The 23,279-nt window shown below is 69.2% G+C and carries 20 protein-coding genes; 11 read left to right on the forward strand and 9 right to left on the reverse strand.

Annotated features, from left to right (window positions below; genetic code table 11):
* Positions 1-115 precede the first annotated feature (115 nt).
* The 4 genes from H1D24_RS03330 to H1D24_RS03345 all read left to right on the forward strand — a co-directional run bounded on the left by H1D24_RS03330 (position 116) and on the right by H1D24_RS03345 (position 3,063).
* Entirely contained in the window at positions 116-409 is a 294-nt protein-coding gene (locus H1D24_RS03330; protein ID WP_181655783.1) for a DUF503 domain-containing protein, read from the forward strand.
* A gap of 126 nt (positions 410-535) precedes the next feature.
* Positions 536-988 carry a 30S ribosome-binding factor RbfA gene (gene rbfA / locus H1D24_RS03335; RefSeq protein WP_181655784.1) on the forward strand — a complete coding sequence of 151 codons (453 nt, stop codon included), beginning with the start codon at positions 536-538 and terminating at the stop codon, positions 986-988.
* Positions 985-1,890: a tRNA pseudouridine(55) synthase TruB gene (truB, locus tag H1D24_RS03340; RefSeq protein ID WP_181655785.1), complete on the forward strand. Its 906-nt coding sequence runs from the start codon at positions 985-987 to the stop codon at positions 1,888-1,890. Before rbfA ends, truB begins: the two co-directional genes overlap by 4 nt.
* A 204-nt stretch (positions 1,891-2,094) precedes the next feature.
* The gene (locus H1D24_RS03345) at positions 2,095-3,063 is read left to right on the forward strand and encodes a bifunctional riboflavin kinase/FAD synthetase (protein WP_181655786.1); all 969 of its coding nucleotides are present in this window, start codon (positions 2,095-2,097) and stop codon (positions 3,061-3,063) included.
* Between the two features lie 30 nt (positions 3,064-3,093).
* Here H1D24_RS03345 and H1D24_RS03350 read toward each other — a convergent pair whose 3' ends face one another.
* From H1D24_RS03350 to eccE, 9 genes are all read right to left on the reverse strand, one after another.
* Positions 3,094-4,149 (reverse strand): ABC transporter ATP-binding protein, encoded by a 1,056-nt coding sequence (locus H1D24_RS03350; protein WP_181655787.1) that lies wholly within the window; start codon positions 4,147-4,149, stop codon positions 3,094-3,096.
* Positions 4,146-5,183, reverse strand: a complete 1,038-nt coding sequence (locus H1D24_RS03355; protein WP_374064126.1) for an ABC transporter ATP-binding protein — start codon at positions 5,181-5,183, stop codon at positions 4,146-4,148. Before H1D24_RS03355 ends, H1D24_RS03350 begins: the two co-directional genes overlap by 4 nt.
* A 68-nt stretch (positions 5,184-5,251) precedes the next feature.
* The gene (locus H1D24_RS03360) at positions 5,252-6,241 is read right to left on the reverse strand and encodes an ABC transporter permease (RefSeq protein ID WP_181655789.1); all 990 of its coding nucleotides are present in this window, start codon (positions 6,239-6,241) and stop codon (positions 5,252-5,254) included.
* Positions 6,238-7,317: an ABC transporter permease gene (locus H1D24_RS03365; protein WP_181655790.1), complete on the reverse strand. Its 1,080-nt coding sequence runs from the start codon at positions 7,315-7,317 to the stop codon at positions 6,238-6,240. Before H1D24_RS03365 ends, H1D24_RS03360 begins: the two co-directional genes overlap by 4 nt.
* A 109-nt stretch (positions 7,318-7,426) precedes the next feature.
* A complete protein-coding gene (locus H1D24_RS03370) occupies positions 7,427-9,307 on the reverse strand; it encodes an ABC transporter substrate-binding protein (RefSeq protein ID WP_181655791.1) in 1,881 nt (626 codons plus the stop codon).
* A 385-nt stretch (positions 9,308-9,692) separates the two neighbouring features.
* Complete coding sequence (locus tag H1D24_RS03375) at positions 9,693-12,647, reverse strand: SCO5717 family growth-regulating ATPase (protein ID WP_309484184.1); 2,955 nt, start codon at positions 12,645-12,647, stop codon at positions 9,693-9,695.
* A gap of 433 nt (positions 12,648-13,080) precedes the next feature.
* Positions 13,081-13,398, reverse strand: coding sequence for a DUF397 domain-containing protein (locus tag H1D24_RS03380; RefSeq protein WP_181655793.1), 318 nt, complete (start codon positions 13,396-13,398; stop codon positions 13,081-13,083).
* 175 nt (positions 13,399-13,573) lie between these two features.
* Complete coding sequence (locus tag H1D24_RS03385; protein ID WP_181655794.1) at positions 13,574-14,401, reverse strand: hypothetical protein; 828 nt, start codon at positions 14,399-14,401, stop codon at positions 13,574-13,576.
* Positions 14,401-15,729, reverse strand: a complete 1,329-nt coding sequence (gene eccE, locus H1D24_RS03390) for a type VII secretion protein EccE (RefSeq protein WP_181655795.1) — start codon at positions 15,727-15,729, stop codon at positions 14,401-14,403. Before eccE ends, H1D24_RS03385 begins: the two co-directional genes overlap by 1 nt.
* 210 nt (positions 15,730-15,939) lie before the next feature.
* On the opposite strand from eccE, the gene eccB reads away from it, so the two are divergent.
* The 7 genes from eccB (at position 15,940) to H1D24_RS03425 (ending at position 23,222) form a co-directional block, all read left to right on the forward strand.
* A complete protein-coding gene (eccB, locus tag H1D24_RS03395; protein WP_181655796.1) occupies positions 15,940-17,502 on the forward strand; it encodes a type VII secretion protein EccB in 1,563 nt (520 codons plus the stop codon).
* 324 nt (positions 17,503-17,826) lie between these two features.
* Positions 17,827-18,147: a WXG100 family type VII secretion target gene (locus H1D24_RS03400; protein ID WP_181655797.1), complete on the forward strand. Its 321-nt coding sequence runs from the start codon at positions 17,827-17,829 to the stop codon at positions 18,145-18,147.
* Between the two features lie 83 nt (positions 18,148-18,230).
* Positions 18,231-18,524, forward strand: a complete 294-nt coding sequence (locus H1D24_RS03405; protein WP_181655798.1) for a WXG100 family type VII secretion target — start codon at positions 18,231-18,233, stop codon at positions 18,522-18,524.
* A 185-nt stretch (positions 18,525-18,709) separates the two neighbouring features.
* Positions 18,710-20,065: a type VII secretion-associated serine protease mycosin gene (gene mycP, locus H1D24_RS03410; RefSeq protein ID WP_309484185.1), complete on the forward strand. Its 1,356-nt coding sequence runs from the start codon at positions 18,710-18,712 to the stop codon at positions 20,063-20,065.
* A complete protein-coding gene (locus H1D24_RS03415) occupies positions 20,058-20,372 on the forward strand; it encodes a DUF2563 family protein (RefSeq protein WP_181655799.1) in 315 nt (104 codons plus the stop codon). The genes mycP and H1D24_RS03415 overlap by 8 nt, the downstream gene beginning before the upstream one ends.
* Before the next feature lie 38 nt (positions 20,373-20,410).
* The gene (locus tag H1D24_RS03420; RefSeq protein WP_181655800.1) at positions 20,411-21,814 is read left to right on the forward strand and encodes a hypothetical protein; all 1,404 of its coding nucleotides are present in this window, start codon (positions 20,411-20,413) and stop codon (positions 21,812-21,814) included.
* Between the two features lie 88 nt (positions 21,815-21,902).
* A complete protein-coding gene (locus H1D24_RS03425) occupies positions 21,903-23,222 on the forward strand; it encodes a S8 family serine peptidase (protein WP_181655801.1) in 1,320 nt (439 codons plus the stop codon).
* Positions 23,223-23,279: the final 57 nt, after the last annotated feature.

The following is a 23,279-nucleotide window of genomic DNA, read 5'->3' on the forward strand; positions in this document are numbered from 1 at the left end:
TCGGCGGGTGGAATTCCCGTCGATCGGCCCCGGCCGTTGCGTGTACCGTTCTGATCGTCCCGCCAAGCGGTTGGCGGGACCGTCGAACCCGTACCGGCGGGACATCCGGATACACATGTATGTGGGGACTCTGTCCTTCGACCTGCTCCTCGGCGACGTACGGTCGCTCAAGGAGAAGCGCTCCATCGTCCGCCCGATCGTCGCCGACCTCCAGCGGAAGTACCCGGTGAGCGCGGCGGAGGTCGAGCACCTGGACCTGTATCGCAGGGCCGGAATCGGCCTGGCGATGGTGTCCGGGGACGCGGGCCACCTGAGCGACGTCCTGGACCGCTGCGAGCGTCTCGTCGCGGGCCGGCCCGAGGTGGAGCTGCTCTCGGTGCGGCGCAGGCTCCACGGCGACGACGACTGAACGCGGCCGACGGCCTGACACGGCCGACGACGACGGCGGACAGCGGTCGTGGGCCACCGAAACATGGTCGACTACGACCGACCGAACATGGCAAGACAATCCCAGGGAAAAAGGGGAGACGGACCAGTGGCCGACAACGCGCGGGCGAAAAGGCTGGCGGACCTCATCCGAGAGGTGGTGGCCCAGAAGCTGCAGCGCGGGATCAAGGACCCGCGGCTCGGTTCGCATGTGACCATCACGGACACCCGGGTCACCGGTGATCTGCGGGAGGCGACCGTCTTCTACACCGTGTACGGGGACGACGAGGAGCGCGCGGCGGCCGCGGCGGGCCTGGAGAGCGCCAAGGGCGTTCTCCGCTCCGAGGTGGGCCGGGCGGCGGGCGTGAAGTTCACGCCCACCCTGACCTTCGTGGCGGACGCCCTGCCGGAAACCGCCAAGACCATCGACGACCTGCTCGACAAGGCACGAGCCTCGGACGCCGCGGTGCGCGAGGCCTCGGCCGGAGCCGCCTACGCCGGTGAGGCGGACCCGTACCGCAAGCCGGGCGAGGACGAGACGGACGGCGACGCCGCGGAATGACCCAGAAGAACACCCCGCCCGACGGCCTTGTCATCGTCGACAAGCCGTCGGGCTTCACTTCGCACGACGTCGTGGCCAAGATGCGCGGGATCGCCAGGACCCGCCGCGTCGGCCACGCGGGCACGCTCGACCCCATGGCGACCGGTGTGCTCGTCCTGGGTGTCGAGAAGGCGACAAAGCTCCTCGGTCATCTGGCGCTGACCGAGAAGGAGTACCTCGGCACGATCCGGCTCGGCCAGAACACGGTCACCGACGACGCCGAGGGCGAGATCACCTCGTCCACCGACGCCTCCGGAGTGACCCGTGACGCCATCGACGCCGGGATCGCCAAGCTCACCGGCGACATCATGCAGGTGCCGTCGAAGGTCAGCGCCATCAAGATCGACGGCAAGCGGTCCTACAAGCGGGCCCGCGAGGGCGAGGACTTCGAGATCCCGGCCCGCCCGGTGACCGTGTCGTCCTTCGCGGTCTACGACGTCCGGGACGTGGTCGCCGATGACGGTACGCCGGTCCTGGACCTGGTCGTCTCGGTGGTGTGCTCCTCGGGCACGTACATCCGCGCCCTCGCCCGGGACCTGGGCGCCGACCTGGGTGTCGGCGGCCATCTGACGGCGCTGCGCCGCACCCGCGTGGGCCCGTACAAGCTGGATGCGGCCAGGACCCTCGACCAGCTCCAGCAGGAGCTGACCGTCATGCCGATCGCGGAGGCCGCAGCGGCCGCTTTCCCGCGCTGGGACGTGGACGCCAAGCGGGCACGGCTGCTGACGAACGGTGTACGACTGGAGATGCCCGACGAGTACGCGGGCTCCGGCACGGTCGCCGTCTTCGATCCCGAGGGGCGCTTCCTGGCCCTGGTGGAGGAGTCGAAGGGCAAGGCGAAGAGCCTGGCGGTCTTCGGCTGAGGCCGGGCCCCGGCGGGCCTCAGCTGGGCCTCAGCCGAGCCTTCGCCGGTGCCTGATGCCGTGGTCGGACGCCATGCCCGGGGCTGCTCCCCATACCGCTGCGACTCGCGGGGAAGCGGCATGGCAGTCTTAGACCTGCGTATCTGCGTATCAGGCAATTACGGAAACACGGAATCACGGACACACGTTCGAGGAGCGGTCACAGTGCAGCGCTGGCGTGGCTTGGAGGACATCCCCCAGGACTGGGGGCGCAGCGTCGTCACCATCGGCTCCTACGACGGTGTGCACCGTGGGCACCAGCTGATCATCGGGCGCGCGGTGGACCGTGCGAGGGAGCTCGGTGTCCCCTCCGTCGTGGTGACGTTCGACCCGCACCCCAGCGAGGTCGTACGCCCCGGCAGCCACCCCCCGCTGCTCGCCCCGCACCACCGGCGTGCCGAACTGATGGCCGAGCTCGGCGTGGACGCGCTGCTCATCCTCCCGTTCACCACCGAGTTCTCGAAGCTGTCGCCCGCGGACTTCGTCGTGAAGGTCCTCGTCGACAAGCTGCACGCGAAGGTTGTCGTCGAGGGCCCCAACTTCCGCTTCGGGCACAAGGCCGCAGGCAACGTCGAGTTCCTCGCCGAGCTCGGCACCACATACGACTACGAGGTCGAGGTCGTCGACCTGTTCGTGAGCGGTGAGGCCGGCGGAGGCGAGCCCTTCTCCTCCACCCTGACCCGCCGGCTCGTCGCCGAGGGGGACGTCGAGGGTGCCGCCGAGATCCTCGGCCGCCCGCACCGCGTCGAGGGCGTCGTCGTCCGCGGCGCCCAGCGAGGCCGCGATCTCGGTTTCCCGACCGCCAACGTCGAGACGCTGCCGCACACCGCCATCCCGGCGGACGGCGTCTACGCGGGCTGGCTGCACGCCCAGGGCGAGGCGATGCCCGCCGCGATCTCCGTCGGCACGAACCCGCAGTTCGACGGCACGGAACGCACTGTCGAGGCGTACGCCATCGACCGCGTCGGCCTCGACCTCTACGGTCTGCACGTCGCCGTGGACTTCCTCGCCTTCGTCCGCGGGCAGGCGAAGTTCGACTCGATCGAGGCCCTCCTCGAGGCCATCTCGGACGACGTGAAGCGGTCGCGGGAGCTCATCGAGGCGTATGAGGCGGTTTCGGGGCGGCCGAAGTAGCCCACGGGGGGCCGCTTCGGTCCTCTTCCCTCAGCCTGCCTGCGTCAGCGCGCCACTGTCGCTTGTACGGGCCGCCGCCCAATGGCAGGCCACCTGGGCCCCACCAGCACCGTCGAGCACCGGCAGGTCCTGCGTCCGGCAGGCATCCGCGACCCCTGCCTCCGCCGCCTCGCCGCTCGCGAGGATCTGGCAGCGGGCGTGGAAGCGGCAGCCGGACGGAATGCGGGACGGGTCCGGGGGCTCGCCGGTGAGCACCACCGGGTCGCCTCCCGCCTCGGGCAGTACGGACAGCAGCGCCTGCGTGTACGGATGACGAGGTGCCGTAAGGACCTGTTCGACGTCGCCCGTCTCGACGATCCTCCCCAGGTACATCACCGCGACCCGGTCGGCGATGTTCCAGGCCAGACCCAGATCGTGGGTCACGACGAGCGCGGACAGACCCAGGTCGGTCCGCAGGCGCAGCAGCAGTGCCAGGATCTCGCCGCGCACCGAGGCGTCCAGCGAGGCCACCGGCTCGTCCGCGACGATCAGTTCGGGCTCCAGCACCAGCGCGCCCGCGATGACGACGCGCTGCCGCTGGCCGCCCGACAGCTCGTGCGGATAACGGAGGAAGAAGCGCTCAGGGGGCCTAAGGCCGGCCCGCGAAAGGGCCTCCGCCACCGCCGCCCGCTCGTCCCCGGCGTAGCCGTGGATACGCAGGCCCTCCGCCACCGCGTCGTACACCGTGTGCCGCGGGTTGAGCGACCCGCTGGGGTCCTGCAGCACCAGCTGGACGCGCTTGCGGTACGCCTTCAGCGCGCGCGACCCGTAGTCGAGTGGTCCGCCGCCGAACGTGACCCGGCCGGACGTCGGCCGCACCAGCCCCAGCAACGAGCGGGCCAGCGTCGTCTTGCCGCACCCCGACTCACCGACCAGCGCGACGATCTCTCCGGGCCTGATGTCGAGGTCCACGCCGTCGACGGCCCTGGCGTCGGGCGCCCCGTGTCGGCCCGGGAACGTGACCCGCAGGTCGACGGCGCTGAGGAGGGGTTCTGAGGACGTCGGACTCTCTGAGGGCGACGGTGACGTGGACGGGGAGGTGGTCATGACGTGCTGCTCCTCGCTTCTCCTGCGTCTCCTGCGGCCTCGGCCTCGGGCCTCCCCCAGTGCCTTGAGGGCCTGGGAGGTGACCCCTCCGCGTCGGCCACGTGCACACACGCGGCCCTCCGCGCCGGCCCCGCTTCCCGCAGCGCCTGGTCCTCGCTCGCGCAGGAGTCCAGCGCCACCGCGCAGCGCGGATGGAACGTACAGCCCGAGGGCAGGACTGACGGGTCCGGCGGGTCGCCGGGCAGGCCGCGCGGGGCGAAGCGGGACGCCGGGTCGCCGATGCGCGGGAACGCCGCCGACAGGGCCTTGCCGTACGGGTGCCGGGCATCTTCGTACACCTGCAGTGCGGGCCCCTCCTCGACCACACGCCCCGCGTACATCACCGCGAGCCTGTCGCACGTGTCGGCCAGTACCGCCAGATCGTGGCTGATCATGATCAGACCGAGGTCCTGCTCGGCCACGAGCTGCTCGATGAGGCGGAGGATCTGCGCCTGGATCATCACGTCGAGCGCCGTCGTCGGCTCGTCGGCGATGATCAGGCGCGGATCGCAGGCCAGCGCCATCGCGATCATCACGCGCTGCCGCTGACCCCCCGACAGCTCGTGCGGATACGCGTCCGCGCGCGACGCGGGAAGCCCCACGTGTTCGAGGAGCTCGCCCGTCTTCCGCCTCGCGCCTGCCGGGGTCTCCTTCCTGTGCAGGAGGATCGGCTCGGCGATCTGGTCCCCTACGCGGTGCACGGCGTTCAACGAGTGCATCGCGCCCTGGAAGACGATCGAGGCGCCCGCCCAGCGCACCGCCCGGACCCGCCCCCACTTCATGGTGAGCACGTCCTCGCCGTCCAGCAGGATCTCCCCCGACACCTTCGTCCCGGCGGGGAGCAGCCTCAGCAGCGCGAGCGCCAGCGTCGACTTGCCACAGCCCGACTCGCCCGCGATGCCGAGCTTCTGCCCGGCCTCCACGGTGAGGTTCACGCCGCGCACGGCGGCGGCCCCGCCCGCGTACGTGACCTCCAGGTCGCGTACGTCCAACAGGGGCGCCTGCCCTGTACTCGCAGCCTTCGTACTCGCAGCCTTCGTCGTCTTCGACGTCTCCTGGATGCTCAACGGGACACCCCCAGCCTGGGGTTGAGGACGGACTCGATGGCGCGGCCGCACAGCGTGAACGCCAGTGCCACCACGGCGACGGCGATGCCGGGAGGCGCCAGATACCACCAGTCGCCCGCGCTCACCGCCCCCGCCTCCCGCGCGTCCTGCAGCATGCCACCCCAGGAGGTGATCGTCGGATCGCCGAGGCCGAGGAAGGCGAGCGTGGCCTCGGTGAGGATCGCGCTGGAGATCACGAGCGTGGTCTGCGCGAGCACGAGCGGCATGACGTTCGGCAGGACATGGCGGAGCATGATGTGCCCGTGTCCGCCGCCGAGGGCGCGGGAGCGCTCGATGTACGGGCGGGACTCCACGGCCAGCGTCTGGGCGCGGACCAGACGGGCCGTGGTCGGCCACGTCGTGACGCCGATCGCCAGGATGACGGTCCAGATGGAGCGGTCCATGACCGTGGCGAGCGCGATGGCGAGGACGAGGGTCGGCATCACCAGGAACCAGTCGGTGACACGCATCAGGACGGTCGAGTACCAGCCGCGGAAATGACCCGCGACGATGCCCACGACCGTGCCGATCGCCACGCACAGCACCGCCGCGAGCAGGCCCACCGTGAGCGAGACACGTGCGCCCCACACCAGCAGCGCCAGTACGCTCCGGCCGAACTGGTCGGTGCCGAGGGGGAATTCACCGCTCGGCAACTCGAGGGGACCGCCCGGCGTGTCGGTGACGCTCTGCGCGTCCGCACCGGCCAGCAGCGGCGCGGCAAGGGCGATCAGCGCGATCAGGACCAGCGCGGCCAGGCCCCACAGGCCGCTCCTGTGGGAGCGGTACGCGCGCCAGAAGCGGGCCAGGGACTGGCGCTTGCGGGCGCGAGCCAGAGCGCGGGGGCTCTTGGGGGTCCCGGTCGAAGCGGAGTTCTCCGCAGCCGTGGAGTCCACGTCCGTGGGCTCCGAGGAGGCCGCCGGTTCCGCGGCCGTCGATTCCGTCGTCATCGGCCCACCCTGGGATCGAGCAGCGGATACAGCAGGTCGGCAAGGGTGTTCGCCAGGATCACCGCGGTGGCGAAGACGAAGAACAGGCCCTGGACGAGCGGGAGATCGGGCACGCTGAGCGCCTGGTAGAACAGTCCGCCCAGGCCCGGCCAGGAGAACACCGTCTCGACCAGGATCTGTCCCGCCACCACATGCCCCAGGTTCACGAACATCAGCGTGAACGTCGGCAGCATCGCGTTCGGGACGGCATGCCGACGCCGTACGAGATCGTCCCGCAGCCCCTTCGCGCGGGCCGTCGTCAGGTAATCGCTGCCCATCTCGTCGAGGAGCGAGGAACGCATGACGAGGAGTGTCTGCGCATAGCCGACCGCGACCAGCGTGATCACCGGCAGGACCAGGTGGTGCGCGACATCGATGACATACGCGAAGCCGGTCTCGCCGCCCGACTCGAGACCACCCGTCGGGAACAGGCCCGGGATCGGCCCGAGCCCCACCGAGAACACGATGATGAGCAGCAGACCGAGCCAGAACGACGGCACCGAGTAGAGCGTCAGCGCGAACGCGGTGTGGAAGCGGTCGCTCCTGGAGCCGTTGCGCCAGGCGGTGCGGGTGCCCAGCCAGATGCCCAGCGCGGTGTAGAGGGCGTACGCCGTGCCGGTGAGCAGCAGCGTCGCCGGGACCGCCTCTGCGATCTTGCCGATGACGGGGGAGTGGAACTGGTACGACATCCCGAAGTCACCGGTGAGCGCGTCACCGACGTAGTCAGTGAACTGCTGCCAGAGCGGCAGATCAAGGCCGAACTGGCGTCTGAGCGACTCGAGTTGCTCGGCGGAGACGGGGCGTCCGCCCGTCATCTGCTTCACCGGGTCGCTGGGGATCAGCCGGAAGAGGAAGAAGCTGGTGACCAGGACGGCGAAGAGCGAGACGACCGCGCCGGCGATCTTCCCCGCCGTGTACCGGAGATAGGCCCTGGTGTTGCGTGCCCGTGGACCGCGGGCGGCCGGCGGCCCGGGCTGTGCCGGGCCGCCGTCGGTGTCCGCACTCTGCACGAGCGCCGGAGTGCTCTCTGCTGTCATGGGGGAACTCTCGCTACTCGTGCCGAGTGTTGTGCTGAGGTCGTCCTTCGCGTGTTGCGTGTGCCGTTGAACGTGTTGCGTGTGCCGTTGAAACGGTGGCGCCGTGCCGCTATTCGCGGTCGTCGGCCGTGGTGCGGCGGCGCATCGCGATCAGGATCCCGCCGGCGGCAAGGACCACCACGGCGACGACGATGCCGATGACGGCGCCCGTCGATCCGCTGTCCCCGCCGGCGCTCGCCTCGCTCGTGTCACCGGCCGGAACAGCCGACCACCAGCTCCAGTACCCGTCCTGGCCGTAGATGTTGCCGGCCGCGGTGGGCATCGTCTGGATCGACTTGATCTGGTCGGTGCGGTAGGCCTCGACCGCGTTCGGGTACCCGAGGATGTTCATGTACCCGGAGTCGTACAGCCACGACTGCATCTGCTTGACGATGTCCGCACGCTTGGCCGGGTCGTACTCGGCAAGCTGCTTCTGGTACAGCTCGTCGTACGTCTTGTCGCAGATGAAGTTGTCGGTCGCGGCGCTCTCCTTGGCCTTTGCGGGGAGGGCGGCGCAGGTGTGGATGCCGAGGACGAAGTCGGGGTCCGGGTTGACGGACCAGCCGTCGAACGCGAGGTCGTACTCACCGGCGTACCAGGGCACGGAGACGTCGTCGAGGCAGTTGACCGTCAGGCCGATGCCGAGCTCGCCCCACCACTCCTTCAGGTACTTGCCGACCGCCTTGTCGTTCGGGTCCGTGGCGTGGCACAGGATGCGCAGGTTGAGCGGCTTGCCGTCCTTGCCGACGCGCTGGTCGCCCTTGAGCTTGTAGCCCGCCTCGTCGAGGAGCTCGGCCGCCTTCTCCGGGTCGTACGCGAGCTTCTGGCTGTCGGACGGCTTCCAGAAGTACGTCGAGAACCGCGGCGGGATGTAGCCCTCGCCCTCGACGGCGTGGCCCTGGAAGACCTTGTCGATGATCGTCTTGCGGTCGACGGACAGGAAGAGCGCCTGCCGGACTCTCTGGTCGAGGAGGGCCTTGTTGCCGTCGCCGAACTTCTCGCCGTCCTTGGTCTGCGCACCCGGGTTGGTGGCCAGCGCGAAGAAGCGGCGGCCCGGACCCTCGTTGACCTTGATGTTCTTCTCGCCCTTGAGCGAGGCGGCCTGAGCGGGCGTCAGCGCGGGAGCGCCGGCGACGAACGACACCTCGCCCTTGCGCAGGGCGGCGACGGCGGCGTCCTGGTCCTTGTACGTCTTGAAGACCAGCTCGTCGAACTTGGGCGCGCCGCGCCAGAAGGTCTTGTTGGCCTTGAGCCGCACGTACTGGTCGACCTTGTAGTCGGTCAGGACGAAGGGGCCGTTGCCGACGACCGGGAACGTCTCGTCGTTGTTGAACTTCGCGTAGTCGTCGACGTCCTTCCAGATGTGCTCGGGTACGATCGGGACGTCGAGGGCCGCCATGGTCGCCTGCGGCTTCTTCAGTTCTATGACCAGCTTGGTGGGGCTGGGCGCGGTCACCTTCTTGAAGTTGCCGACGAAGCTGCCGTTCGCGGTGGCGGCGCCCTCGTCGGTCATCATCTTGTTGAAGGTGAAGGCCGCGTCGGCCGCGGTGGCCTTCTCACCGTCCGACCACGTGGAGTCGGAGCGGATGGTGTAGGTCCAGGTCAGCTTGTCCGCGGACGGCTCCCACTCGGTGGCGAAGCCCGGGATGGTGTGGTTGTCCTTGGGGTCGTAGTTGGTCAGGTACTCGTACATGAGCCGGTGGATGCTCGTACTGAGCAGACGCTGGGCGAGGAACGGGCTCAGCGAGTCGACGCTCTGCGCCACCGCGACCGTCAGGACCTTCTTGCCGTCGTCGGCCGCCTTGGCCCGCTCGGGCGCAGGGTTGAGCGGTGTCGCAAGACCGGCCGTCAGAGTGAACGCCGCGGCACCGGCGGCCAGGAGGAGACGCAGGGGACGGCGGTGATGGGTACGCCCTCTGCCGTGCCGGTCTTGCTGAGCTGGTGTGTCCATGGTCGGTGACCTCGCGTCATCGCTCGTGCAGGGGTGGCTTGCCGATCGTTGCCGATCGTGTCGATCAAGGGTCGCCAGCTGGTAGATCTGAGTGTCTATCAGCGCTCGTCTGCACCAGTCAACGGCACAAGAAACCCATGTGGCCTGCGGAAATAACGAGTTGACGGCAATGTCACGCCCATTGGTAGAGACCGGTGACGACGCCCAGGCCAGCGCCTGACGCCTACTGTTGTGGGCAATCGTTCCGCAGGGCGATGGGGGTACCTCCCATGCCCTTTAGGCAATGGGGGAGGGTGGGCACAACCCACGACGGCGGGTGCGCTTCAGATAACGGGCACGGCCCGTACCGGGAAACGGTACGGGCCGTGCGGTGCGAACCGGCAGGCTACTGCTGAGGCGGCGGGGCCTGCCCCTGCTGGAAGGGCGGCGCGGGCTGCTGCCCCTGCTGCGGATACGGCTGCCCGGGCTGCCCCGTGAATGGCTGCCCGGGAGCGGCCTGTCCGGGTCCGGGCTGCCCCGGGAACGGCTGCCCCGGGTACGGCTGACCAGGAGCGGGCTGCCCCGGGTACGGCTGCTGCCCAGGCACCCCCTGCCCCGGCAGCGGCGGAGCCATGGTGGGCGGCGGATTCCCGTCGGACGTCCACAGCCCTTGCTGCTGCTGCGCCCGTATGAAGTCCTCGGCCACCATCGCCGACAGATTGAAGTACGCCTCGCGCACCTTCGGCCGCATCATGTCGAGGTCGACCTCGGCGCCCGCCGCCAGATGCTCGTCGAACGGCACGACGACCACCCCGCGGCACCGCTGCTCGAAGTGGCTGACGATGTCCTCGACCTTGATCATCTTGCCTGTCTCGCGCACCCCCGAGATCACGGTGATGGACCGCGAGACCAGATCGGCGTACCCGTGCGCGGACAGCCAGTCGAGCGTCGTGGACGCGCTGCTCGCACCGTCCACCGACGGCGTGGAGATGATGATCAACTGGTGCGCGAGATCGAGCACTCCGCGCATGGCGCTGTAGAGCAGTCCCGTACCCGAGTCGGTGAGGATGATCGGGTACTGCTTGCCCAGGACCTCGATCGCGCGCCGGTAGTCCTCGTCGTTGAAGGTCGTGGACACGGCCGGGTCGACGTCGTTGGCGATGATCTCGAGCCCGGAGGGCGCCTGGGACGTGAACCGGCGGATGTCCATGTACGAGTTGAGGTACGGGATCGCCTGGACCAGGTCACGAATGGTTGCCCCGGTCTCACGCCGCACGCGGCGGCCGAGCGTGCCCGCGTCCGGGTTGGCGTCGATGGCGAGGATCTTGTCCTGCCGCTCGCTGGCGAGTGTCGCACCGAGCGCGGTGGTCGTGGTCGTCTTGCCGACGCCGCCCTTGAGGCTGATGACGGCGATCCGGTAGCACGACAGCACAGGCGTCCGGATGAGGTCGAGCTTCCGCTGTCGCTCGAGCTCCTCCTTCTTGCCGCCGATCTTGAACCGGGACGCGGCCGCTGCGGGACGCCCGCTCTTCGCCTTCTGCCTCTTGTTGTTCACCAGCCGGTCGGCGGACAGCTCGACGGCGGCGTTGTAGCCGAGCGGCGCACCCGGCGCGGTGCGCTCCCGCTGGTCGTGCTGCACGGGCTGCGGCCAGGCACCACCGGTAAGGGGGTCGACCTGGGGCTGACCGGGCGCCTGGGCATACGGCTGCTGGGTCCCCGGCTGCTGCCCCGGGAAGGGCAACTGCCCCGGCTGGGGCTGGGGCTGCGGCTGGGCCTGGGCCTGAGGCGGCGTCGGCTGTCCGGGCTGGGCCGGGGCCTGAGGCGGCATCGGCTGACCCGGCTGGGCCTGGGACGGCTGCTGGGGCTGTCCGGAGGCGGGCGGCTGCGGGTAGCCGTAACCGCCCGGCTGGGGCGACGGTACGGCCGCTCCCGGTGTGCCGGGCTGCGGGAAACCGTAACCGTCCTGCTGGGGTCCGGCGTTGGGCGTCTCGGGAGCCGCAGCGGGTGCCGTGGGCGTTGCCGCGGTCGAGGGCTGGGCGGGAGCCGGAGGGAATCCGTAGGCCCCCTGGCCCTCCTGCGGAGCCGGCGCAGCCGGAGCGGCGCCGGGCGGCTGGGGGTAGCCGTAGGCGCCTTGCGGGTTCTGGGCCCCGGGCTGGGGGTAGCCGTAAGCGCCTTGCGGGTTCTGGGCCGCGGGTTGCGGGTAGCCGTAAGCGCCTTGCGGGTCCTGAGCCGCGGGCTGGGGGTAGCCGTAAGCGCCTTGCGGGTTCTGGGCCGCGGGTTGCGGGAAGCCGTAACCGCCCTGGGGGTCCTGGGCTGCCGGCTGCGCGTAGCCGCTGTGACCGGCGTGTGGAGCCGGGGCAGGAGCCGCGCCCGGAGCAGGCGACGGTTGTGCCGGTGTGTGCGGGGTGGCGGCCCCCGGCGGCTGCCCGGCGGCCGCGGGCCACTGGGCCGCGGCCGGGGGCGCAGCGGCAGGTGCCGCCGGCTGGAACGAGGGCGGCAGTGGCGGAAGTCCTCCCGGGGGCACCGGGGTCGGCGTCTGGGCGGCAGGCGCCCCCTGCGCCGCGTTCTCAGCCGGGTGCTGCGTGGCGCCCGACGAGGCGTCGGGCGTGGCGTCCGGCCTGGCCGGGTCATCTACCGAGGGGGCACCCCCCGGCTCGGGACGACCGGCCTCCTCGCTCCCGTCCGGGAGAGAGACCGGAGTCCCGGTGCCCTCTGCGCCGTCCGAGGCTATGTCCTCCGCAGCGCGCGGCGCGTTCGGGGAGTCGGCCGCACCGGCATCCCCGTCCTCGGCTGCCTCGACCCTGTCCGCTCCGGCGGTGCCGTCCGCCGCCGCGCCGCCCGCCGTGGCCGCCTGCTCATCGAAGCCGGACGACACGGTCGGCCCGGACGGCACGGTCGAGCCGGACGACGCGGCCGGCCCGTCGGAGCCGGAGAAGCCCGTGGATCCCGCCGAATCAGTGGTCGCTGAGGGCCCGGACGCTGCCGGAGGCTCGGAGGACGGGGAATGGAAAGCGTTGGCCTCGGACAGGCTGGGCGCCGCGATGGGACTGCCGACCGGCGGAGGCGGCGTCACACCGGCCGCCCCCCCGTACGAGTACGTCGGAACGGGACCCGGCCCAGGAGCCGGTGCGGCGGGAGCCGCCGGCTGAGGACCGGAGGGCTGTGCGGAAGCGGGGGAGTGCGCTGGGGCGGGAGCGGAGGGCACCTCCTCCACGTCGGCCGAGGCATTCCCCGTGTACCAGGCAGGCGCGGCATAGTCGATGATGAACTCGCCCGTCGTCTCGACGGCGGACTCCGCGTCGGACTGGTCATCGCCGGGCGTGGCCCAGCCCCCGGGCATCCCGTCCCGATCGCTCTGCACAAATCCTCCTGGTGTGGTCGAGCACCCTCGTGCCGTATGAGCACTCATGTGCCGGGCTGGGGGCGACCGTTCCTGTTGTCCGATCCGCCTGGCTTCCCCTGGACGCGAACAACTCACCCGTGGGTTCTGACGCCGCACCCGTACCAAGCCTAATCGTCGGGGACGCCACATGGCGGGGCCGCCCGCCTCCGTATCGACCGTTCCTCAGTGCCTCAAGGGCCTGGGAGGTGCCCCCGGGTCGCTGCCTCTTCCTGTTCGCCCTGTCTTGGCCAATGCGTCTGCTTTTGGTATCGGGCCGGTCAACTTGCTGGCGGGTGACGTCGGGCTGGACGGCTTGACTCGGGTGAAGTCGGGTGGGACGGCTTGACGTCGGGTGACGTCGGCGGGACGGCTTGACGTCGGGTGATGCCGGCCGGACGGCTCGATGGCGGGGCTACTCGCCCGCGAGCCCTCCGTTGTGAGGAGCGGGCTCGAGGTCGAACTCGCCGTCCCGCGCGCCGAGCACGAAAGCCCGCCACTCCGCCTCCGTGTAACGCAGTACGGTGTCCGGATCCAGGGAGGACCGCATGGCCACCGCTCCGCCCGGCAGATAGGCGATCTCCACCCGCTCCTCGTGCTCTTCGGCGCCAGGCGCGCTCTGCCACTCGACATCCGAGATGTCCAGGGCGTACAGCTCGTCCCGCTCCCGTTCCTTCCGTGCCCTGACGTCCTCGTCCTGCGTCCCCGTGGCGCTGTCGTGTGCCTCAGCCATGGTGAAGGGGCCCTTTCCGATGAGCGAACCGCGTGCCCGATCACCCTACTTGGCCTCGGGGGTCCCACTCGGTGATTCCGCCTGGTCACCAAACCTCTGCGAGGCTTTCACGTTCGTTCACCCGTGAAAGCCTCGCAGGCGGCAACTCATCGCATCCGGAGCAGCGGATGGCTTCTCAGTCCATACGGCGTGCGGGCCCGAGGAGGTGGCTCTCCGCGTCGGTGGGCTGGGTCATCACGTACTGGCGGTCCTTGCGGGTGCACCACAGGGCCACGTTGTCGGAGAGGGACGGCAGGTTCGCCACGTCGTCCCGGCCCAGCCGCATCATCTTGCCGAGCACTGCGGCCTCCTGCGGGGAGATCCGCTGCACCCCGACGATGTCGGCGTTGGACAGCAGGCGCGGTGCCGTGGGGCCGAGGTAGGGAACCAGGGTCAGCACCGACTGCCACGGCGCCGCGGTGATGCGGCCGCGCGGCGGGCGGGCGCCGAGGTCGCGGATGATGAGAACCGGGCTGGACGAGGACGGGCCCTGCGGGGCCATCCGCCCCACCGGGTGCACCGTCACACACTGCTGGCCGCCGCCGGCCGCCTGCGCCATCGGCGACCACAGCTGGGGGCGCGCGGTCTCCACGGCCACGCGCGCGCCGGTGGCCGCAGCGCGCAGAGCGATCACCTGGGCCATCCAGGTGCCGCCGACCAGCACGACGTCCAGCCGCGTGGGCCGGCACAGCCCCAGCACCGCCGTCTGGTTGCCGCCGTCGATACCGAGGATCAGGCCGTCGTCGCCGACGGGCAGCGTCAGCCGCGACAGTGCCTCGGCGTCCACGAGGTGGCGCTCACGCCGGGGGCCGAGCAGACCGAAGGCCGCCCGCAGGCGTCGCTGCGGTTCCACCGGGGCCGGTTCGGGGTTGCGGGGCAGGTGGCCGGGGCGCTGGCCGGGGAAGCCGGGTGCCGCGGATCCGAAGCCGGCGCGGCCGGTGGCGGGAGCGGTGGGGGCGGACATCAGCGAGTACCTCCCAGCGGCAGGGTGGCCAGAACTCCGGGCAGCTGCTCACGGTCGAGCCGCACCAGGCCGACCTTGAATTGGGATGCGGCCCCCTCCAAATGACGGCGGGCCTCGGTCAGTTCATTCTCACTGCGGCCGGTGAGACGCACGTGCCCGGACAGGGCCAGGGCCTTGCCGCTCGCCTTGCTGATGCTGAGCGAGAAGGTGCTCGCGAGCGCGGGGGAGGAGGTCAGCGCGCCGACCAGCCAGGGCAGCCCCAGCGCGCCGTCGCCGAGCTGCGGCCAGCGGGAGATCCAGTACGTGGTGTGCCAGCGGCCGTCGCAGCGCCAGGCACGGGTGCTCTCGGCGGTACGGCGGTTGGAGCGGCTGCCGTCGAGGGCGGCACCGCTCGTGGTGGCCATGGGGTTGACGCAGCTGGAGGTGGAGATGGCCGAGACGATCTCCGACTCGCTCAGCACCTTGGCCTTCAGACCTGCTCCCATGAGGCGGCTGGCCAGCTGGTCGGCGACCCGCAGCAGCGCCCGCCGGGCACCCTGCATCCCGCCGCCGCGGGCCTCCACGGCCTCCGGGCACAGCTCCGGGTCGAGCTTCAGCGCGACCCAGGTGAGCCGCAGACCCGGCGTCATGCTCTGCGCCTGCAGCTGCGCGTAGGAGCGGGCCGCCATGGCCTGCGAAGGCAGGTGCGGTGCAGGCGCCGGCTGGGTGTGCTGGACGACCTGCACGGAGGCGAGCCGGATGTCGTCCACTTCGAGCAGGCCCTGCAGCAGATCGAGGGGGATCTCCCGGGTGCCGCGGGCCGGACGCAGGGGCGTGTCCACGGCCTGCACCTGCACCAGAGCGGTGACGAACGTGCCGTCACCGACCATGCCGATCTCGCGCTGCTCGCGGTCGCGGAAGGAGTAGGTGCGCAGGGCGGGGTCGCACTCGACGGCCGGAGCGAAGCCGGGGTCCGTGCCGGGCGGTACGGGCTCGGCGTTTCGCTTCTGGCGGTCCCGAAAGGCACGGGCGATGGTGAACCACTCGGGCAGCGGACGGCCGCGCCGGCGCAGCAACCCGGACAGGACCAGCGGTACGGCCAGCACGATACCGACCACGATGCCGATGGGGCGCAGCAGCCAGCCGACCAGGAGCGCTGCCGCGGCCAACTCCAGGCCGACCAGCGACTGGACGCGGATCGGGCCGATGCTGCCGGGGCGCCTCGAGAGCGACGGCGCGGCCGGGCTCACGCGACCGGGGGTTGCGGGCTGCTGTGCGGGTTCCGTCCCTTGGTTTCCTTGCGCGCGACGGCTGCCGTTCCGGCGCCGGGACCTGGTCGCAGTGCTCATCCCCCGGTACAACCCCTTTGCATTATCTGGCTGCTTTGTCCTGCCGCGACTTGAGCTGGCGGCGCACCACGCTACCCCGTACCGTACGGTGCGATCGTCACACGGCATAGTAGGGGTCCCTGCAGGCGCAGCCGTCACACAGCACCGGGCGGCCCTGGGGAGTTCCGCGACACAGCAACAAAGCGACAAAAACGGGGAGTTGACCCATCCATGGCGACACGTCGGGACGAGCTGAACGCCTACTCCTTCGCGCGCAGGCGCACGGTGGCGGCGTTTCTGCAGCCGTCTCCACACGGCTCGGAAGAGGCCGCGCCGCGCCCCCTCAAGACCGTCCTGCCGAGCCTCGGCGTGGCGATGCTGGTGCTCGCCGGATTCGGGGCATGGGGAATGCTCAGCCCGACCGCGCCGAAGGGGTGGGACAAGGAGGGCGCGAACATCCTCGTCGGCAGCGAATCCACGACGCGCTACGTCCTGGTGCGCACCAAGGGTGAGAAGAAGCCCAGCCTTCACCCGGTCCTCAACCTGGCGTCCGCCAAGCTTCTGTTGAAGGGCGAGAATCCGAAAGTCATCAAGATCAAGGAATCGGTGCTCGACGAGAGCAAGTACCCGATGGGCGCCACCGTCGGAATCCCCTTCGCTCCGGACCGGCTGCCCTCTTCGGAGGACGCGGAGACGGTCAAGGTCTGGGCACTGTGCGAGGCCCCGGGCCAGGGATCGGACAACCAGCTGCGCCGGGCCACGTACGTGCTGGACCAGGCCGACTACAACGACCTGCTGCACAAGGGCAACAAGGAGCTGAACCAGCGCGAGGCCCTGTACATCGAGGGGCCGGGCGCAGCCGGGGTGGCCGGGCCGCGGTACATGGTCACCGCGGACGGACGGGCCTACCTGATGGGCGGCAAGGACTGGAGGCTCCGGTCCGAGTCGGCGCTGAACACGCTCGAGCGCGCCGTGTTCGGCGACGGCGCGGAGCCGCAGAAGGTCAGTGCGGATTTCATCAAGACGCTGAACGTGGCGGGAACTGTCGACTTCCCCACCCTGGACGGCCTTGGGGGAGCGACGGCGTTCGTCGACGGACTCGACCCCAAGCTGGCCAAGGTGGGTCTCGTTCTCCAGGCTCCTTCGGGCAACCGGATGCAGAAGTACGTCGTCCTGAAGGACCGGGTGCAGCCGGTGTCCGACTTCACGGCCCAGCTGCTGCTCGCAAAAGTGGGGGCGGAGAGCCTGTACGAAAACGGGATCCCGAAGCCGGTGAGGGTCGGCTTCAACGACATCCAGCCGGCGGACGGCCAGTACATGTCCGAGATGAACTGGCCCACGTCCCCGGTCGAACAGGCCAACACGCACTGGGAGACCGGCGGCAACAAGGTCTCCTGCAGCATCTGGCACGGCAAGGACGACCAGTACAGCAAGATGCCGAAGATGACCGTCTGGACCTCCCAGGAATACCCGAAGGACGTCTCCCAGAGCGGCTCCAGCACGTACGTCTCGCCCGGCAGCGGCCTGCTGTTCACGAAGGTGACGGGGACCAGCGCCGGTGGCGGCAACGTCTACCTGGTGACCGACACCGGCCTGCGCTACTCGGTCCCGGCGCGGAACGACAGCCAGGTGACCGGCGGTGAGAAGGCCGACGGCCAGCAGACCAACAGCGCGCAGGTCAGGCTCGGGTACGACAAGATCCGCCCGGTCACGGTGCCGGAGTCCTGGGCGGACCTGCTCGCCGCGGGCCCGGAACTCAGCAGCGGCAACGCGGAGCAGGCGCAGGGCTCGTAAGGCCCGTACGGACGCGTCGGCGCGTATGGCCCGTAAGGCTCTGTAAGGCCCGTATGGCTGGAATGGCTCGAATGGCTCGAATGGCTCGTAGACAAAGCCATCACCTCGTCACCTCGGTCGACTCGTCAAGCCGTCAACCAAGTCGCCTGTGAAAAAGGTGAGTTGGGTTCATTGTGATCCTGCTACAGAACCCATCTGATGTTCGTTCTGTCGGTGAATGCGACTAGAGTTGAGACGACACGACTGGACATCGCTCCGTCGCCACGGCAGCGTCCGGTACGTGGATCGACCCACAACTCCTACGTCTCATGGGGGACACAGAGCATGGCTGGACAGCAGTTCACCATGACCGAGGAGGAGATGATCGCGTTCAGCGGTCGTATCTCCTCGGTCAACTCCTCGATCCAGGGCGAGATCCGTCGGCTGCAGACCGTGATCGACACGATCACGGGCGGCTGGAAGGGCTCGGCGGCCACCGCGTACAACAATCTGCAGACGCAGGTCAACCAAGATGCGAACAAGATCAACCAGATCCTGAACGACATCAAGGAAGCCGTCGACCAGAGCACCAAGAGCTACGCGGCCTCGGAAGAGGAGCAGCGCTCGTCCATCCAGAACATCGCCGCCCAGTCCCCGTTCGGGTGATCGGCCCCGTGCGCCGCGCCGCATGTCCGCCGCGCGCCGCACGTCTGTGACCGACCATCGACACATCTGAGGAGACACAAGACATGTCCGGGCAGATCCTCGTCAATTTCGCCACGATCTCCCAGGCCTCGCAGGACGTCCGCTCGACGGCGAACAACATCCGCCGTCAGCTGGACGAACTCGAGGCCGGTGTGAAGAAGATCGCCACTACTTGGGAAGGCTCGGCGCAGGAGGCCTACCGCGCCAAGCAGGCCGAGTGGGACCAGCGCGCGAACTCCATGCAGCAGACGCTGGAGGCCATCGCCAGGGCCCTCGACAGCGCCGCTCAGAACTACCAGGCCACCGAGTCGAAGAACGCCCAGATCTGGGGCGGCTGACGTGACCACACGATGGGGGCGGGTGCGCGACGGCGCGCTCGCCCTCATCGGCGGTTGACGGAACGTGCGGATCGGACTGCTGCGGCTTCTTCGGGCCGCGGCCGGTCGCCGGTCCGCACGCCCCGTACGGGAACGGACGTACCGGAACTGAAGTCCAGGTACGGCTAACGGGAGGACGTAAGACAGTGGGATCCGGGGCATCGCGCGCCGCGCGTCGGAGCGCCGCAGCCACCGCCGCCCTGGCGGTCGTCGCCTGCGGGCTGCCCTTCGCCGGTGCCGCGCCGGCCGCCGCCGCGGAGGGCGTGCGGACCACCTTGGCGGACGACGACGTGCGGACCACCTGGGCGGACGACGACGTGCGGACCACCTTGGCCGATGACGACGTGCGGTTCCAGATCGACGACACCAGCTGCTCGTTCCCGTCCGACCCCATCAAGGGAACACCCTGGTCCCTGCAGCGCATCGTCCTCGACCAGCTGTGGCAGGACACCAAGGGCAAGGGCGTCAAGGTCGCCGTCATCGACACGGGCGTCGACGCCGTCAACGATCAGCTGAGGTCGGCCGTCGTAAACGGCAAGGACCTGTTGGCAAAGAGCGGCACCGGCAAGGTCGACGAGGTCGGCCACGGCACGAAGGTGGCCGGCATCATCGCCGCCCGTAAGTCCGACGAGAGCGGCTTCATCGGCATCGCCCCCGAAGCCACGATCATCCCGATCCGTCAGAACGACGACCAGGGCAGCGGCAACGTCGGCACGATGATCTCGGCCATCAAATACGCGGCCGATGCCGGGGCTCAGGTCATCAACATCTCGCAGGACACGGCGTCGAAGATGGACCCCACGGTCCACGCCGCCTTCCGCGCGGTCATCCAGTACGCCCAGGAGAAAGACGCCCTGATCGTCGCAGCGGCCGGCAACAACGGCGCGGACGGCAAGAAGGCGAAGACGTACCCGGCGGCGTACCCGGGCGTCCTCGCCGTCGCGGCCTCCGACCGCACCAACCTCCGCGCCCCCTTCTCCCAGTCGGGAACGTTCGTGGGCGTGGCCGCACCCGGCATCGACATGGTCTCGACGGTCCCCAAGGGCGGCCACTGCGTCGACCAGGGGACCAGCTTCGCCGCCCCGTACGTCTCGGGCGTCGCGGCGCTGATCCGCGCCAAGCACCCCAAGTGGACCTACCAGCAGGTCATCACGCAGATCGAGCAGACGGCGGACCGGACGAAGGCGGGCCGCGACGACTTCGTCGGCTGGGGAGTAGTCGACCCGGTCGCCGCGGTCAACGAGGACACGGTCACCCCCGCCGAGTCCCCCACACCTGACCCGGTGGGCCCTGCCGGCGACGCGGCCGACGTCGAGGCCGCGACCCTCATCCTCGGCGAATCCCGCCAGGAACGGACGGAGCGGTACGCGCTGTATGTGCTGGCGGGAGGCTTCGCCGTGGTGCTTCTCGTGTTCGGCGGGGGCAGGGTACTGAGCGACTGGCGCCGCAAGCGGGGTATTGGTAACGACATTGGAGTGAACGGGGAGCTGCAGCATGGCTGAGCAGTACAAGGTCGACCTGAGCGAGATCGAAGGCACCATCACGAAGCTGAACCGCGTCATCAAGGACATGTCGACGTCGGCTACGAGTTGCCAGGGCAAGACGTACCTGCCGCAGGGCGCGCTCGGAACGGGTTTCGGGGAGGCCGAGGCGCTGTTTGGCGCCCACGAGCAGATGAAGGAACGCCTCTACGAGATCGTCGCGCACCTGGAAGACGTGCTGGACGACTTCGGGCAGAAGACGAAGAGGACGCATGACGCGTTCCACGACGCTGAGGCGCAGAACTACGCCGCTTTCAATGGGAAGTGACAGATGTTCTGCTACATGGAGATGAGGGGGTTGTAGCCATGGGCGAAGAGAGCATCGACGACTTCCAGTACGTCGAAGCGAATCAGTGCTTCGCGGAAAAGCACACCACACCATTCGGGCTCGAAAAGAACATGGACCAGATGAAAGCCATGGTCCAAAACGCAGACCCGGGCGCTGTGGAGAAGGTGGCCGAGGGCTGGGCAGACCTCAGCAAGGACCTCGTCGGAAGCGGCGGGATCAAGGAAACCTTTGAGGCCGCCGTCAAGCACGTCCTCGCCCATTGGGAGGGCAAGAGCGCGGACCTGTTCGCGGAGCGTGCGCAGGTCATCGGTCAGAAGATCACCGACAGCGCCAAGTACGCCGACAACACCTCGCAGTCCCTCAAAGGTGCCGCTGCGGTTCTCGCGGACATCAAGCCCAAGGTCTTGGCGATGGAGAAGCCGAGCGGGCTCTCCAGTGCGACCGACTTTGTAGGCGATCTCGGTGACCGGGACGCTTCGGGCGCGGACAACAACCTGAAGGACGGGGCCGGTTCGCAGGCTGCCCTTGACAACAACGAGGGCAGCCTGTCAGCAGGCCGAGAAGCGCAGCTCAAGATGGCTGCGCAGATGGAGATCCTGGGGGCGGCTTACAACAGCCGTGCCAAGGAGATGGGGTCGTGGCGCAAGCCGGTTGAACAACCTCCCCCGGACGATTATCCGGGTGAGCCCGGCGGGATTCCGCCCGCTGCCGTGGTTGTGCCGACGGCGGTCGCCCCTCGAAGCCCGAAGGCTGCAACGTCGGGCACAGCCCGCGGTGGCCAAGCCAGCACGATCAGCCAGTCCAAGCCTGTGGCCCCGCCATCGGGCATCACCGGCGGCGCGCACAAGCCGACCGCACCGCAGCCTCAGGTCAGCACTGCGATCGACGGCGTCTCTGGTGGTCGCACCGGGGCACCGACGGTTGGCGGCGCTGGCACGGTCGGCGGTGGATCGGCTGGCAGCGGTGGCGTCGGTGGTGGCGCTGGCTTCGTCGGCGGCGCGGCTGGAGCTGGTGCTGCTCGCGGAGCCATGGCTGGCCGTCCCGGCGCAGGCGGCATGGCCGGCCGTGCGGGCGCGGGCGGCACGGCGGGCCGTGGGGGCACAGGTGCGGGTGCAGCCAAGGGCGGTGCGGCACGCGCCGGAGGCTTGGCTCGCCAGTCTGGTGGCGTTGTTGGTGGCACGCCCAAGTCCGGTGCTAGCGCGGGCCGGGGCACTGCCGGCGGTTCGGGTCTACACCGTAGCCGCGGCGCCGCAGGTGGAGCCGGTGCCAGTCGCAAGGGCGGCATGGTTGGCGTCCCTGGTGCACGAACCGGTAAGCCGAAGGACCAGGAGGGCCGCGAGGGCGAGCGTCCCGACTACCTCGTCGAAGACGAGGAGACCTGGACCCCACAGACTAACGCGGCCCCTCGAGTCATCGAGTAGTCGCCGGATGCTCAGCGGCACATGACAGGATGCGTGGGCGTGGCCTCCGGGCCACGCCCACGTTTGGTAACGGGAGAGGGAAGACGGAATGGCCTTCAAGCGAACGGTGCGTGCACTCAGCGCCGCAGCACTGACTGGTGCGCTGATTCTGGCGGCGGCTCCCGCTGCCTCTGCCGACCAGACCAGACGTGACCAGTGGGCGCTCGAGGCACTACAGGCCGAATCCGTCTGGAAGGTCTCAACGGGCAAGGGCGTTACGGTTGCCGTCATTGAAAACAGTGGCGTGAATCTCGAACATGTAGATCTGAAAAACAACCTGCTCAAGGGGCGAGACTTCGAGGACGGCGACGATGATCCCAGTCCTGAGGCAGGGGGCCTGCAGCCAGATCACGGCACGGCAATGGCTGCGGATATTGCTGCTCATGGCCATGGGCCAGGGGGAGTTGACGGCGTCAAGGGGCTCGCGCCGGATGCCAAGATTCTCCCCATTCGGTCGGGCGGTACGGGATATGCGGATGAGATCCGCTATGCCGTAGAGCAGGGCGCCTCGGTCATCAACATTTCCGAAACGCAAACTCTGGATCTCGCCGAAGACCGTGAGGCCGTGGCCTACGCTCTCAAGCGTGATGTCTTGATCGTGTCGGGTTCAGGGAACGGGGGAAATGACGACATCCGGTTTCCCGCGAAATACCCAGGGGTTCTGACGGTCGGGGGCGTGGACCGCAGCGGAGAGGTTTGGGAAAATTCCAACTATGGGCCTGAGGTTCTTCTAATTGCTCCTGCCACGCGTATCGTGAGTGCGGGGTGGCCAGGTAGCAAGAAACTCCACATCGCGGACGGCACTTCGGACTCTACTGCCTTCGTGTCTGCCGCTGCTGCGTTGCTCCGGTCGAAGTTCCCAGACCTTACGGCGGGGCAAATCGTTAACCGCCTCGTCAAGACTGCTGAACTCCCTGAATCTGCCAAGGGTATTTCCCTCCCTGACGAGAAGTACGGCTACGGGGCCATCCGGCCGCTGGCTGCGCTGACGGAAGACATCCCCGCAGGCCCGAAGTACGGTCCGCTGAAGGTTCCCGAGTCCCTGAACCCTTCGGACAGCGGTAAGTCGGATGCGGACTACGCGGCAGAGAACGAGAAGGCGGACCAAAAGCAGATGATCTTCCTGGGCGTCCTCGCTCTCGTAGCCCTGGCCGTGATCGGCCTCATCGTGTTCCTTATCGTGAAGCTGTCACGGCGTAACAAGAACAACAACGGTGGCCCCGACGGTCCTGTCGGCTACCCGCAATACGGCCAGCAGCCCAACGCGCCGCAGCAAAACCCGTACCAGCAGCAGCCCTTCCCGCCGCAGCAGAACCCGTACCAGCAGCAGCCCACCCCGCCTCAAGGCCAGTGGCCGCCTCAGCAGTAGTCGCAGGCACGGTCCGGCGCGGATATTGATTTGCAGGCTGTGTGGGCGTGGCTTTCC

Origin of the sequence: Streptomyces himalayensis subsp. himalayensis (assembly GCF_013778455.1) — a bacterium.
Classification (GTDB): Bacteria; Actinomycetota; Actinomycetes; order Streptomycetales; family Streptomycetaceae; genus Streptomyces; species Streptomyces himalayensis.

What these genes read in the sequence shown, in the direction of transcription:
- H1D24_RS03420 (WP_181655800.1), top strand. Translation starts at nt 20,411, where the DNA reads ATGGGCGAAGAGAGCATCGACGACTTCCAGTACGTCGAAGCGAATCAG.
- H1D24_RS03385 (WP_181655794.1), bottom strand. Translation starts at nt 14,401, where the DNA reads ATGTCCGCCCCCACCGCTCCCGCCACCGGCCGCGCCGGCTTCGGATCC.
- eccB (WP_181655796.1), top strand. Translation starts at nt 15,940, where the DNA reads ATGGCGACACGTCGGGACGAGCTGAACGCCTACTCCTTCGCGCGCAGG.
- H1D24_RS03380 (WP_181655793.1), bottom strand. Translation starts at nt 13,398, where the DNA reads ATGGCTGAGGCACACGACAGCGCCACGGGGACGCAGGACGAGGACGTC.
- H1D24_RS03365 (WP_181655790.1), bottom strand. Translation starts at nt 7,317, where the DNA reads ATGACAGCAGAGAGCACTCCGGCGCTCGTGCAGAGTGCGGACACCGAC.
- H1D24_RS03370 (WP_181655791.1), bottom strand. Translation starts at nt 9,307, where the DNA reads ATGGACACACCAGCTCAGCAAGACCGGCACGGCAGAGGGCGTACCCAT.
- truB (WP_181655785.1), top strand. Translation starts at nt 985, where the DNA reads ATGACCCAGAAGAACACCCCGCCCGACGGCCTTGTCATCGTCGACAAG.
- H1D24_RS03360 (WP_181655789.1), bottom strand. Translation starts at nt 6,241, where the DNA reads ATGACGACGGAATCGACGGCCGCGGAACCGGCGGCCTCCTCGGAGCCC.
- H1D24_RS03400 (WP_181655797.1), top strand. Translation starts at nt 17,827, where the DNA reads ATGGCTGGACAGCAGTTCACCATGACCGAGGAGGAGATGATCGCGTTC.
- H1D24_RS03330 (WP_181655783.1), top strand. Translation starts at nt 116, where the DNA reads ATGTATGTGGGGACTCTGTCCTTCGACCTGCTCCTCGGCGACGTACGG.
- H1D24_RS03425 (WP_181655801.1), top strand. Translation starts at nt 21,903, where the DNA reads ATGGCCTTCAAGCGAACGGTGCGTGCACTCAGCGCCGCAGCACTGACT.
- H1D24_RS03350 (WP_181655787.1), bottom strand. Translation starts at nt 4,149, where the DNA reads ATGACCACCTCCCCGTCCACGTCACCGTCGCCCTCAGAGAGTCCGACG.
- H1D24_RS03415 (WP_181655799.1), top strand. Translation starts at nt 20,058, where the DNA reads ATGGCTGAGCAGTACAAGGTCGACCTGAGCGAGATCGAAGGCACCATC.
- eccE (WP_181655795.1), bottom strand. Translation starts at nt 15,729, where the DNA reads ATGAGCACTGCGACCAGGTCCCGGCGCCGGAACGGCAGCCGTCGCGCG.
- H1D24_RS03405 (WP_181655798.1), top strand. Translation starts at nt 18,231, where the DNA reads ATGTCCGGGCAGATCCTCGTCAATTTCGCCACGATCTCCCAGGCCTCG.